Source organism: Pseudomonas sp. 43mfcvi1.1, assembly GCF_900115935.1.
Taxonomy (GTDB): Bacteria; Pseudomonadota; Gammaproteobacteria; order Pseudomonadales; family Pseudomonadaceae; genus Aquipseudomonas; species Aquipseudomonas bijieensis.
The window spans coordinates 39,618-53,505 of the sequence record NZ_UETT01000009.1 but is presented as its reverse complement, the minus strand read 5'-3'; the positions used below and the strand labels follow the sequence as shown (position 1 = coordinate 53,505).

4 protein-coding genes (1 of these 4 running past the window's edge) are annotated in these 13,888 nt (G+C 64.5%); 2 read left to right on the top strand and 2 right to left on the bottom strand.

The genetic code is table 11. The features are described 5' to 3' along the window. Window positions 1–81 precede the first annotated feature (81 nt). Together DTP52_RS17910 and DTP52_RS17905 are read left to right on the top strand one after the other, a co-directional pair. Window positions 82–1,731, top strand: coding sequence for a cyclic peptide export ABC transporter (locus DTP52_RS17910; RefSeq protein WP_109754555.1), 1,650 nt, complete (start codon window positions 82–84; stop codon window positions 1,729–1,731). A 104-nt stretch (window positions 1,732–1,835) separates the two neighbouring features. Further along, the gene (locus DTP52_RS17905; RefSeq protein ID WP_109754554.1) at window positions 1,836–4,286 is read left to right on the top strand and encodes a TonB-dependent siderophore receptor; all 2,451 of its coding nucleotides are present in this window, start codon (window positions 1,836–1,838) and stop codon (window positions 4,284–4,286) included. Between the two features lie 222 nt (window positions 4,287–4,508). On the opposite strand, the gene DTP52_RS17895 is transcribed toward DTP52_RS17905, so the two are convergent. Then, entirely contained in the window at window positions 4,509–5,471 is a 963-nt protein-coding gene (locus tag DTP52_RS17895) for an alpha/beta hydrolase (protein WP_109754553.1), read from the bottom strand. 266 nt (window positions 5,472–5,737) lie between these two features. Continuing rightward, window positions 5,738–13,888: the 3' portion of a non-ribosomal peptide synthase/polyketide synthase gene (locus tag DTP52_RS17885; RefSeq protein ID WP_256594262.1), read on the bottom strand. Its footprint extends 4,398 nt past the window's final position; the window shows 8,151 of its 12,549 coding nt (coding positions 4,399–12,549); the start codon falls outside the window, past its right edge — the gene reads right to left on this strand; its stop codon occupies window positions 5,738–5,740.

Genomic DNA, 13,888 nt, shown 5'->3' with positions numbered 1-13,888 from the left:
CCCGGCGTGCCGCCGTCCTCCAGCCATGCGGTGAATGCCCCGCGATGGCCTTCGCCCTTTTCATCTAGCAGGGAAACCTCCATGAGCCAACCAAAACGCGGGGTGATCAATGAATTGTTCACCCTGCTCAAACCCTTCCGGCTGATTGTCATCGGCGCCATCCTGCTGGGCATGGTCGGTGGCCTGAGCGTGACCGTGCTGCTGGCGACCATCAACCAGGTGCTGCACGCCGAAGGCGGGTTGAGCCACACCGTGGTGGGCGTGTTCGCCGGGTTGTGCCTGCTGGCCCTGGTCAGCTCCATCTGTTCCGACATCGGCACCAACTACGTCGGCCAGAAGATCATCGCCAAACTGCGCAAGGAGCTGGGGGAAAAAGTCCTCTCGGCGCCCATCCAGCAGATCGAACGCTACCGCAGCCATCGCCTGATCCCGGTGCTGACCCACGACGTCGACACCATCAGCGATTTCGCCTTCGCCTTCGCCCCTCTCGCCATCTCCCTGACCGTCACCCTCGGGTGCATGGGTTACCTGGCCATGCTGTCGTGGCCGATGTTCCTGATGATGGTCGTGGCGATTGTCATCGGTACCGTGGTGCAGTACATCGCCCGCGGTCGTGGGATCAAGGGTTTCATGGAGGCTCGCGACTCCGAGGACGAATTGCAGAAGCACTACAACGCCATCGCCGAAGGCGCCAAGGAACTGCGTATCCATCGCCCCCGTCGGCAACGCATGTTCGTCTCAGGCATCGAGCACACCGCCGACAAGATCTGCGACACGCAGATCCGCTCGGTGAACATCTTCGTGATCGCCAAGACCTTCGGCTCGATGCTGTTCTTCGTGGTGATCGGCCTGGCCCTGGCCCTGCAATCGCTGTGGCCGAGCGCCGACAAAGCGGTGATGAGCGGTTTCGTGCTGGTGTTGCTGTACATGAAAGGCCCACTGGAGCACCTGATCGGCACCCTGCCGATCGTCAGCCGTGCGCAGATCGCCTTTCGCCGCATCGCCGAGTTGTCGGAGCAGTTTTCATCCCCTGAACCGCACCTGCTGCTCAATGACCAGGGCCAGCCGAAAACCCCGGTGCAGACCCTGGAGCTGAGCAATGTGGCCTACAGCTTCCCGGCGGCGGAAGGCGCCACGCCGTTCCGCCTGGGGCCGGTGAACCTGAAGATCGACCAGGGCGACATCGTGTTCATCGTCGGTGAAAACGGCTGTGGCAAGACCACGCTGATCAAGCTGCTGTTGGGCCTGTACGCGCCGCAGCAAGGGGAAATCCGCCTCAACGACCACGTGGTGACGGCCGTGACCCGCGACGACTATCGACAGTTGTTCACGACGATTTTCGCCGACTACTACCTGTTCGACGACATCGTCCAGGGCGACACCCATATCCCGGACGACGCCAACCAATACCTGCAACGCCTGGAGATCGCCCACAAGGTCAGCGTGCGCGACGGCGCCTTCACCACCACCGACCTGTCCACCGGCCAACGCAAGCGCCTGGCACTGGTCAATGCGTGGCTGGAAGAACGCCCGGTGCTGGTCTTCGACGAATGGGCCGCCGACCAGGACCCGACCTTCCGGCGGATTTTCTACACCGAGCTGCTGCCGGACCTCAAGCGCCTGGGCAAGACCATCATCGTGATTTCCCACGACGACCGTTACTTCAACGTGGCCGACCAATTGGTGCGCATGGAAGCCGGCCGCGTCATCACCGAATTGCAATCCGCGTAAATAATCACGATTCTCATTCTGGTTTTTCCGGGGTCGTGCGTCCTAATTAAGAATTGATAACAACTACACCCCTATTAAAACTAAAACCTGCAAGAGTGAAACACATGCCAGCAACTCCGGGGATTCCACGTTTTACCAAGGCACTGATCATGCGCCGCCTGCTGCAACCAGGCTTCAGCGCCACCGCGTTCAGCCTGGCACTGGCCATGCCGTTCAGCGCGCAGGTCCAGGCACAGGAAGTCGACCTCAATATTCCGGCGCAGTCGCTGGCCAGTGCCCTGCAGGCGTTGAGCAATCAATCGAACATGCAAGTGCTCTACAGCGCCAACGATGTCCAGGGCCTGCGCAGCCAGCCGGTCAGCGGCCGGTTGTCGCCGGCCCAAGCGTTGTCGCAGATGCTGGTGGGGACCGGCGTCATGTTCACCATTCAAGGCAACACGGCCAGCGTGCGCGCCAGGACGGCGGGCGACTCGCTGGAACTGGGCGCCACCACCATCACCGGTAAATCCGTGGAGTCCGCCTACGGTCCGGTGGACGGTTACGTCGCCACCCGCAGCGCCACCGGCACCAAGACCGACACGCCGATCCTGGAGATCCCGCAGACCATCAACGTGGTCACCGCCGAGCAGGTCGCCACCCAGGGCGCACGCAACCTGACCCAGGCCCTGCGCTACACGCCGGGGCTGAACACCGGCGGCTTCACCGACCGCAACGCCATCGCCGACGAAATCACCAGCCGGGGATTCTCGCCCACGCCGCTGTACCTCGATGGGGCCTACCTGCCCTACGCCGGCAGCCTCGGCGGCGCGCCGCAAATCGACCCGTACACCCTGGAACGCATCGAAGTGCTCAAGGGCCCCTCGTCGGTGCTGTACGGGCAGAACCAGCCCGGCGGCCTGATCAACATGGTCTCCAAGCGCCCGACCACGGAACAGCGCAGCCAGATCAAGCTGGGCGCGGGCAGCTACAGCCGGGTCAACGGCGCGTTCGACACCAGCGGCCCGATCGACGACCAGAAGGAATTCAGTTATCGCGTCATCGGCGTGGCGAAAAAAGGCAACCAACAGGTCGATCACACCCACAGCGAACGCATGCTGCTGGCGCCGAGCCTGACCTGGGCGCCCAACGAAGACACCTCGCTGACCGTGCTGGCGCAGATCCAGCGCGACGACGGCCTGGAGGACTACCAGGCGCTGCCGAGGATCGGCTCCCTGGAGCGCGGCCCCAACGGCCAGCGGATCGACCGGGACTTTTTCTCCGGCGATACGCGGTGGAACGACTACAAGCGTGACCAGTTCATCCTGGGCTACGACTTCAGCCACAACCTCACCGATGACCTGAAATTCCGCTCCACGGCGCGCTACACCGACGTGCGTGACCAGTACCGGGGGTTCTACCTGCGCAGCTTCGTCACCACCGGTGGCGTGACTGACCAGACCCAGGCCAACCGCGTAAAACTCGACTGGCAGCAACACAACACCGCCTACACCGTCGATAACAACGTGGAATACAAATTCAACACCGGCGCCCTGGAACACACCACCCTGGCGGGCGTGGACTATCGTCATTTCAACCGCAAGTACGACGGCTACAACGCCTACAACGTCGCGCCGATCGACCTGTACGGCAATAACAACAACTACGACACCGGCAGCGTGACCCCGACGCTGGACACCAAGTGGGACAACACCGTTCGCCAGACCGGCGTCTACCTGCAGGACCAGATCAAGCTGGACAAGTGGATCCTGACCGTGGGTGGCCGCCAGGACTGGGCCGAAGTGGACAACAAGGACCTGCTGGCGGGCACCGTCTCGTCACTGCGTGACAACAAGTTCACCGGCCGGGTGGGCCTGACCTATGTCACCGATTTCGGCCTGGCGCCGTACATCAGCTACTCGGAATCCTTCCTGCCGACCACCGGCACGGACGCTAGCGGCAACGCCTTCAAGCCGACCGAAGGCGAGCAATACGAAGTGGGCGTGAAGTACCAGCCGTTCGACAAGACGATGATTACCGCCTCGGTGTTCCAGATCAAACAGAAGAACCTGGTGACCGCCGACCCCGCCGATCCGCAGAACTCGATCCAGTCGGGCCAGGTGCGTTCACGGGGCGTTGAATTGGAAGTCAAATCCACGGTCGACAACATCGACGTCATGGCCGCTGCCACCTACCTCGACTCGTTCTACACCAAGGACAACTACGGCAACGAGGGCAACCGCAGCGAACAACAGGCTCCGTTCTCCGCCACGCTGTGGGTCGACTACCACTTCACCCAGGCCGTCCTCAATGGCCTGACCTTCGGCGCAGGCGCCCGCCACACCGGCCGCAAGCCGGGCGATGCGGCCAACTCGTTCGACGTACCGGCCTTCACCGTGTTCGACACCACCATCAGCTATGACATGGGCAAGGCCACCTCGAGCCTGCGTGGCGTCACCACCAGCCTGAACGTGCAGAACGTCTTCGACCGCGAATACGTGTCCCACTGCAACTACTCGTTCGGCTGCTACTACGGCCAGGAACGCGTGGCCTCGCTGGACGTGACCTACGACTTCTAAGCAATACCCCACACAAAAAAACCGGGCCTGGCCCGGTTTTTTTGTGCCTGCAAAATACTGAAATCACCACAAAACAACTGTGGGAGCGAGCTTGCTCGCGATGGCGGTGTATCAGGCACTTAAGTGCTGGCTGACCTGCCGCTATCGCGAGCAAGCTCGCTCCCACAGGGGATCTGTGGCCTATGCAAATTCTGAGACCACCCACAGTTGTTTTGTGGTGTTTCAGGCAGTGAGTGCAATCCGCAAGGCTTGGCTCAATTGCGCGTACACCTCGTCAATCTCCGGCACCACGCTCTGCAAACGCAGGTAGTCGTGGATCAGGCCGGTGTATTCGATCAGCTCCACGCTTACCCCCTGTTCCTGCAAGCGCCGGGCGTAGGCGCGGCCTTCGTCGAGCAGCGGGTCATGGCCGGCCAGGGCGATCAGGGCCGGGGCCAGGCCTGGGTAACCGGGTGCCAGCAACGGCGAGAAACGCCAGTCCAGGCGATCGCTGGGCTCATTGGCGTAGTGCCGGTAGAACCACTCCAGGGTTTCGCTCTCCAGCAGATACCCTTCGCCGAACAACTCGGTGGATGGGCTGCTGGTGGACGCATCGGTCACCGGGTAGCAGAGCAACTGAAAGCACGGTTGGATCGCCAGGGAGGCGGGTTCCAGGGCCGCTTGCAGCGCAAGCACCGTCGCCAGTGTCGCGCCGACGCTGTCGCCGCCGAACGCCACGCGGCTGAGGTCCAGGCCCTCGGCGCGGGCCTGCCGGGCCAGCCAGTCGAGGGCATCGGCGCCGTCGTTCAGCGGGGTCGGGAAGGTGTGTTCCGGGGCCAGGCGATAGCCCACCGACAACACCGCGCACGGCGTCCGGGCGCAGAATTCGCGGCAGACACCATCGTGGGAGTCCAGGCTGCCGACCACATAGCCGCCGCCGTGAAAGTACACCAGCACCGGCAACACCTGGGCCGCAGCCGTGGCCGGACGATACAGACGCAGGGTCAGCGGCGCACCGTCACGGGCGGTGAATGCGTGAGCGGCGCACTGCACATCCGCCGGAGCGTTCCAGCGCAATTGCCCGGTGGTACGCTCGAACGCCTCGCGGGCCTGGGCCGGCGTCGACAGGTGAAACGGCCCGGGGCCCTCGGCCTGGCTTTCTTCGGCCAGGTCGAGGAAGGCGTTGAGTTCCGGATGCAGGGACATCGCAGGGGTTCCTTGTGAAAAACCATGGGTAAAAGATGAGCCACTCAGGCTCATGCAAAACCCTGTGGCGAGGGAGCTTGCTCCCGCTGGGCTGCACAGCAGCCCCAATGGCCAGCACCTCGGTGGGTCAGTTGTTTCGAGAGGGCTGGTTTTGGGGCCGCTTCGCAGCCCAGCGGGAGCAAGCTCCCTCGCCACAGGTTCGGTGCTGGCTATCTTCCTCCAGGCGACGGCGGGTTCCTCATATAACGATGAACCCGCCCCCATCCTTAGGCAGCCTGCGCCACGCAGTGCTCGATCAACGCTTCCAGTTCCTCCTGGTACGCGCACATCAATCCCTCGACAGTCTCGGCACGGTAGCGGCGGGTGCTGAAGATGCAGCGCAGCGCCAGGCGCCCGTCGTACACCTGCCCCACCACTTCCAGCCAGTTGCCCAACGCGGCATGGGGGCTGTAGCAACTGCCGTAGCTTTCCGCCGCTGGCACCAGCAACGCCTTGTCGTCGAAACTCTGGTCGAACTGCCCCAGGTAGTTGAACGTCACCCGCGCCTGGGGGGCGCGGCCCAGGGTGGCGGCCATCGGCTCGCCGCTCATGTAGCGCAACACGCCATAGCCCAACCCCTTGTTCGGCACGGCGGCCAACTGCCGCTGCACCGCCCGCACCGACGTGCCGATGTCGGCGTCCGGGCTCGGGGCCAGGCGCACCGGGAACATGCTGGTGAACCAGCCCAGGCTGCGGCTCAGGTCGATGTCCTTGACCAAATCCTCGCGACCATGCCCCTCCAGCTGGATCAGCACCGAAGGCTGCTGGCTCCAGCGGCACAACACCCGGCTCAGCGCCGCCAGCAACACGTCGTTGATCTGCGTCTGGTAGACCGCCGGCACCTGTTTGAGCAACTGCTGGGTGTGCTGCTCCGACAGGCTCAAATGCGCGACCGACTGGTACTGCACCTGGTTCTTGCCCCGCAGGTTGTCACACGGCAACTCGCTGCCCGGCTGGTCGATCTGCTCCAGCCACCAGGCTTTTTCCTGGGCCGGATAATCCCGTGCATAGGCCTGCAAGCCCTCGGCCCAGGCCCGGTAGCTGCTGGTGCGAATCGGCAGGTTCGGCGTCTGGCCGTCGCTGTAGGCCGCATAAGCGGTCTGCAAATCCTGCAGGAGCAAACGCCACGACACCGTGTCGATGACCAGGTGATGAATGACCATCAGCACACGAATCTCACCACTGCCCAAGGTCACGTGCGCGGTGCGCCACACCGGCCCGTTGTGCACATCGAGGCTGCGCTGTACCTGTTCGGCGTACAGCTCCAGCTCGGCTTCATCGGCCACCGTGTGCTGCCACAACAAGGGTTCGCTGGCCCACTGCGCCTGCATTTCCTCCAACGCCTGGTAATGTTGCAGGTGACGCCCGCCGACCTCACTGAAGCGCAGGCGCAAGGCGTCGTGCTGCTGCATCATGCCGCGCAACGCCAATTCCAGCGCCGTCAGGTTCAACCCCTGGCGGGCCCGCAGCATCAACGCCTGGTTGTAGTGGTGGGGTTCACTCATGCGCTGGTCAAACCACCATTGCTGGATCGGAATCAGGTTGAACTGCCCTTCGCCCGCCACCTGGGTCACATCCTCGACCGTCACGGCAAGCGTGTTCGAACGCTGGTCGAAAATCGCCTCGATGGTCTGGCCACGCATCAGGTCCCGCAGCTTGAGCTCCATCTTCAGCTCCGGATGGTTGCGTACCCGCGAGACCACTTGCAGGCTGAGGATCGAGTCGCCGCCCAACTCGAAGAAGTTGTCGGTGATGCCCACCCGCTCGACCTGCAACACCTCGGCCCAGACCTCGGCCAACAGCTGCTCATCGCGGTTGCGCCCGGGCACATACTCGGCGCCCTTGAATTCCGGCTCTGGCAGGGCCTGGCGGTCGAGCTTGCCGTTCGGCGTGACCGGCAACGCCTCCAGGCAGATGACCTGGGCCGGCACCATGTAATCCGGCAACTGCGCCCGCAGCTCGGCCTTGAGCCGATCACCGATGGCCATGCCCTCGGGGGTGACCACGTAGCCGATCAGTTGCTTGCCCGAGGCACTGTCGCGGGCGATCACCAACGCATCGCTGACGTCGTTCAACTGCCGCAAGCTGGCTTCGATTTCCCCCAGTTCGATGCGGAAACCCCGCACCTTGATCTGGTGGTCGATACGCCCGACGTAATCGAGCACCCCGTCGACACGCTGGCGCACCAGGTCGCCGCTGCGGTACAGGCGATCGCCCGGCTGGCCGAACGGGTCCGGCACGAAGCGCTCGGCACTCAGGTCCGGGCGGCGGTGATAACCACGGGCGATCCCCTCGCCACCGATGTACAACTCGCCGGCAATGCCCGGCGGCAACGGGTTGAGGTTGTCGTCCAGGACATACAAGGCGCGCTCGCCCACCGCCCGCCCGATCGGCGCGTAGGCGGCTTCGCAACGTTCGCTGGCCGGCACCTTCCACAACATGGGCGTGACCACGGTTTCCGTCGGGCCATAGCCGTTGGTGAAGCATTGCGGGCGCAGCGCCGCCTTCACTTGCTCGAAGGTCTGGTCCGGCACCGCATCGCCGCCGAAGCAGTACACCCGCACCGGCGGTGGCGACAGCTGGCTGTGGGCAGCGTATTCGGCCAGTTGCTTGAGGTAGGCCGGCGGGAAGCAGGCGATGGTGATGCCGTGGCGGTGCAAGGCGTCGAAGGTCTGCTCCGGCGTCCACAGCGCGCCGTCGCGAATCACCAGGGTGCCGCCGCTCAATAGCGTGCTCAGCCAGCGCTCATGGGCGCCGTCGAAGGCGAACGACATGAAATGCAGCTCACGGGTGTGCTCGTCCATGTCATACAGCCCGGCGATGGCCTGGCAATGCATGCTCATCGGCCCGTGCGCCACGGCGACGCCTTTGGGTCGGCCGGTGGAGCCGGAGGTGTAGATCAGGTAGGCCAGGTTGCCACCCAGCAAGCCGCTGTGCGGCGGCAGGTCGCTGTAGCCACGGCTGTCGAAACCGTCGATGACCAGGCGCGCCAAACCGTCGAGTTCAGGCAGGCGCCCCTGCACCCGGCTGTGGGTCAGCAACAGCGCCATGGCCGAATCTTCGATCATGAACGCCAGGCGCTCGGGTGGGTAATCGATGTCCAGCGGCACATACGCCGAGCCGCTTTTCATCACCGCCAGCAGCGCCACGACCATGTCCACCGAACGCTCCAGGGCCACGCCGACCACCACTTCCGGGCCGGCGCCGAGTTCGATCAAACGGTGGGCCAGGCGGTTGGCCCGACACTCCAGTTCGCCATAGTCCAGCGAGTCGTCGCCACACACCAGCGCCGTGGCCTGTGGACGCGACCGGGCATGCCGGCCAATCATTTCCGGCAGCAACTGCGCCTGATAGCAGCCGTTCGGTGCCGCGCTCCATTGCTCGAAGGCCTGCCACTGCTCCAGCGACAAGCGCTGCAGGTTGCCCAGGCACGCGTGGGGCGCATTGATCATCGCTTCCAGGGTGTCTTCCAGGGTCCGGCGGATTCGCTCCACCGCTTCGACACTGAACGCGTTGCGCAGGAACAGGTACTCGATGGACAGCGTTTCGCCCAGGTTGACCGCCAGGTCCATCGGGAAGTTGGTCACGTCATGATTGCGCGACTCGCCGAAGCTCAGGCCGGTGTCCTGCTGGTCGCCCAGGCGTTCGTCGATGGGGTAGTTCTCGAACACGATGATGCTGTCGAACAAGCCCTGCCCGCCCAGGCCCGACCAGCGCTGGATGTCCGCCAGTGGCGCATGGGAATGCTCACGGAGGTCCAGGTTGTAGGCCTGCAACTGCTGCAGCCATTGATCCAGCGGCTGCTCCGGGTCCAGGGTCTGGATCACCGGCAAGGTGTTGATGAACAGGCCAAGGATGTTGTCGGCGTTGACCAGCCCCGCCGGACGCCCGGCGACGGTGGCGCCAAAGACCACGGTGTTTTGCCCGGTGAAGCGCTGCAGCAACAGCAGCCACGCCCCTTGGATCAAGGTGTTCGGTGTGATCTGCAAGGCGCGGCAGGCCTGTTGCAGCCGCGCGGTCTGCGCCGCGTTCCAGCGCGAATACAGCGCCTGGTGCCCCGGCAATGCCGCGACATGCCGCGGGAACATCGCCTGGTTGAGGGAGGTCGCCTGTTCCAATGGGTCGAGGCGGCTGCGCCAGAAGCGCTCCAGCGCACCCTGGTCCTGGCGTTGCAGCCATTCGATGAATTCGCGGTAGCGACCATTGCGGCTTGGCACCTGCCCATGGGCGTAGAACTGCAACACCTCACCGAACAAGCGCGAACTGCTCCAGCCGTCCATGAGGATGTGATGGCAGGTCCAGATCATCTGGTAGCGGTCGTCTTCCAGGCGCAGCAACAGCACCCGTTGCAAGGGCGCACGGCTCAAGTCGAAACCGGCCAGGTAATCGGCGGTCGCCCGGGCGCTGATCGCCTGCTCGCTGATGTCCTGTCCTCGCCAGTCTTCGATCTGCAACGGCAACTCAACGTAACGGTGGACGATTTGCACCGGCGCGCTCAAGCCATCCTGCCAGTGGAAACTGGTGCGCAGGATGTCCTCCCGCTCGATCACCGCGGTCCAGGCCCGGGCGAAACGCTCGGTGTCCAGGCCGTGTACCGGCAGGCTGATCTGGTTGATGTACAAGCCGGAGCTGTCGTCGGCCAGGGTGTGGAACAGCATGCCGTCCTGCATCGGCGACAGCGGGTAGATGTCCTCCACCTGGGCCACGGGCACCGGCAGGCCGTTGAGTTGCGACTGGCTCAGGCGCGCCAGCGGGAAGTCGGAAGGTGTCAGGCCCTGGTGCCCGTCGGTGCAGCAGTGGTCGATCAGTTGTTGCAACGCCACCGCGTAGGCATCGGCCAACTGCTGGAGCGTGGCCTCGTCGAAGACATCGCCACTGAAAGTCCAGTCCAGGGACAACTGGCCGTTGAAGATCCGCCCGTCGAGGGTCAGCCAGTTGCCCAGCGCCACGTCATCGCCGTGCCCTGCGCCACTGCCCTCCTCGCTTGGCACGAACAGCGCCTGCTCATCGAAGCTCTGGTCGAACTGCCCCAGGTAGTTGAAGGTGATGCGCGCTGGCGGCAGTTTTGCCAGCCGCTGCTGGACCGCTTCGGCACCGAGGTAGCGCAGGACGCCGTAGCCCAGGCCCTTGTTCGGCACCGCGCGCAGCTGTTCCTTGATCCGCTTGATGGACTCGGCGGGGTCGCTGGCCGGTGTCAGCAACACCGGGAACAGGCTGGTGAACCAACCGACGGTGCGGCTCAGGTCGATGCCATCGAACAGCTCTTCGCGGCCATGGCCTTCGAGCTGCACCAGGCAGGCCGGTTGCCCGGTCCATTGGCAGACCACTTGCGCCAGGGCGCTGAGCAGCAAATCGTTGACCTGGGTGCGATAGGCCGTCGGCGCTTGCTTGAGCAGACGCTGGGTCTGGGTAGCGTCCAGGCGTGTGCTCACCGAACGGCCATGGGCCGCGGCCTGGCTGCCTTCGGGACGGGCCCGTGGTAACGGCGGCAGAGGCTGATCCAATTGCCCGACCCAGTAATCCAGTTCCTTGTTCAGGGTTTCGCTGTGGGCGTAGTCCTGCAACTGAGCGGCCCAGGCCTTGAACGCCGTGGACTTGCCCGGCAAGGCCGGCGCCTGGTTCGCCCGTAATTGGCGGTAGACGTTTTGCAGGTCTTCCAGCAGCACCCGCCACGACACGCCGTCCATGACCAGGTGATGAATCGCCAGGTGCAGGCGCGAACTGCCGTCCTGCACCGCGATCAGGCTGCAGCGCAGCAACGGGCCGTGCTGCAGGTCGAGGCTGCGTTGCGCCTGGTCGGCGATGGCGACGATCTCGGCGGCGTTCTGGGCGGTGCGCTGCCAGATCTCCAGCGGTGGCTCATCCACGGCCTGATGGCTGGCGTGCCAGCGGCCATCGTCGGCCTGGGTGAACCGCAGGCGCAGGGCATCGTGATGGGCCACCACGTGCCGCAGGGCCTGTTGCAGATGGGCGATGTCCAGAGGTTCGCGCGGGGTCAACAGGACCGATTGGTTCCAGTGGTCGCGGTGCGGGATATCGCTGGCGAAAAACCAGTGCTGCATCGGCACCAGCAAGCTGTCGCCGGTGACCGGTGCCAGGTCGATCACCGCCTCATCGGCCACCATGGCGACCCGCGTCAGGGCCTGGATGGTCTGGTGCAGGAACAGGTCCTTGGGAGCCAGGCCGATGCCTTGGGCACGCGCTCGGCTGACCACCTGGATCGAGTTGATCGAGTCGCCACCCAGGGCGAAGAAGTTGTCGGCGGTGCCCACCCGCTCGACGCCGAGCACCCCTTGCCAGATCTCCACCAGCGCCCGCTCGATGGCGTTGACCGGTGCCGTGAATGCCTCTTGACGTTCGGCCAGGTCCGGCGCCGGCAGCGCCTTGCGGTCGAGTTTGCCGTTCGGGCTCAGCGGCATGTGTTCCAGGCGGGTCAGGTGCGTCGGCACCATGTGTTCCGGCAGGTTCAGGCGCAAATGGACCAGAAGCGCTTCACGCAGCAGCGACCAATCACCGGTTGCCTCGGCCTGGACGACCACGTAGCCGCTCAGCACCTTGCCGCTGCGGCTGTCCTGGGCCACCACCACCGCTTCGCGCACCGCCGCATGTTCAAGCAGGCGCGCTTCGATCTCGCCCAATTCGATACGGAACCCGCGGACCTTCACCTGATGGTCGATCCGGCCGATGTAGTCGATCACCCCGTTCGGGCGATAGCGCGCCAGGTCGCCGGTGCGGTACAGCCGCTCGCCGGCCACGAACGGGCTGGCGACGAAACGCTCGGCGGTCAGTTCGGGGCGGCGGTGATAACCGCGGGCCAGGCCCTGGCCGCTGAGGTACAGCTCGCCGTTGACGCCGCTCGGCACCGGGTTCAGTTCATCGTCGAGGATGTAGGTCATCAGGTTGGCAATCGGCTCGCCAATCGGCACCGCATCGCGCCCTTCGTCGCGGCAGGTCCAATGGGTCACGTCGATGGCCGCTTCGGTCGGACCGTACAGGTTATACAGCCGGGCATCGGGCAACTTGGCGAACACCTGCTGCTGGGCATCCACCGGCAGGGCTTCGCCGCTGCAGACAATACGGGTCAGGCTGGTGCAACGACTGACGTTGGCGTCGAGCACGAACGCTTGCAGCATCGACGGCACGAAATGCAGGGTGGTGATGCTTTCCCGTTCGATCAGGCTGACCAGCTTCTGCGGATCGCGATGATCCCCCGGTGCCGCGACGACCAGGCGTACGCCCGTCATTAGCGGCCAGAAGAATTCCCAGACCGACACGTCGAAACTGAACGGGGTCTTCTGCAAGACACTGTCGCCCGCCTCCAGGCCATAGGCCTGTTGCATCCAGCACAAGCGGTTGGTCAGCGCGCCATGGCTGTTGCCGGCGCCCTTGGGCTTGCCGGTGGAGCCAGAGGTGTAGATCACATAGGCCAGGTTCTCGGCGACGACCCGGGAAGGTGGGTTGTCGGTGGGATAGTCCCGCAGCCAGGCGTCGTCCCCATCCAGCACCAAGGGGGTGACACCGCCCCCTGTGGGAGCGAGCTTGCTCGCGATAAGGCCCTCACCTTCAACATCACTATTGACTGGACCACCGCCATCGCGAGCAAGCTCGCTCCCACAGGACAGCGGTAGTTGGTTGAGCAACGAGCTTTGGGTCAGCAGCAGCTCGATGCCGCTGTCCTCGATCATGTAGGCCAGGCGCTCCGTCGGGTACTCCGGGTCCAGCGGCACGTAGGCGCCGCCGGCCTTGAGGATCGCCAGCAGGCCGACGACCATCTCCACGCTGCGCTGCACCGCGATGCCCACCAGCACATCCGGGCCGATGCCGCGGGCGATCAAGGCGTGGGCCAACTGGTTGGCGCGGGCGTTGAGCTGGGCATAGCTCAGCGATTGCCCTTCGAACACCAGTGCCTCGGCGTGCGGGTCACGCTCGACCTGGGCTTCGATCAACTGATGCACCGGAACATGGTTCGGGTAGTCGGCGTAGGTGCGGTTCCAGTCCTCGACGATCACTCGCCGCTGCGCCCCGTCCAGCATCGGCAGTTCGGCGATGCGCTGGGTCGGGTGGGCGACGATGGCGCGCAACAGGTTCAGCCAGTGCTCGCCCAGGCGGGCGATGGTGCCCGGTTCGAACAGGTCGCGGGCATAGGTCAACGCGGCGCTGAGGCCATCGGCGTATTCGAAGGTGTCCAGGGTCAGGTCGAACTGCGCGGTACCTGAGTCCCAGGTCAGTTGTTCCAGGCTCAGGCCCGGCAACGCCGACAGATCCCGGCGGGCCTCGCTGGCATGGTTGAACATCACCTGGAACAACGGCGTGTGACTCAGGTTGCGCGCCGGTTCCAGCCGTTCCACCAGTTGTTCGAACGGCAGGTCCTGGTGGGC

Bases quoted from the DNA above. Each gene is read 5' to 3' on its own strand.
- DTP52_RS17910 (WP_109754555.1), top strand. From the start codon at position 82: ATGAGCCAACCAAAACGCGGGGTGATCAATGAATTGTTCACCCTGCTC.
- DTP52_RS17905 (WP_109754554.1), top strand. From the start codon at position 1,836: ATGCCAGCAACTCCGGGGATTCCACGTTTTACCAAGGCACTGATCATG.
- DTP52_RS17895 (WP_109754553.1), bottom strand. From the start codon at position 5,471: ATGTCCCTGCATCCGGAACTCAACGCCTTCCTCGACCTGGCCGAAGAA.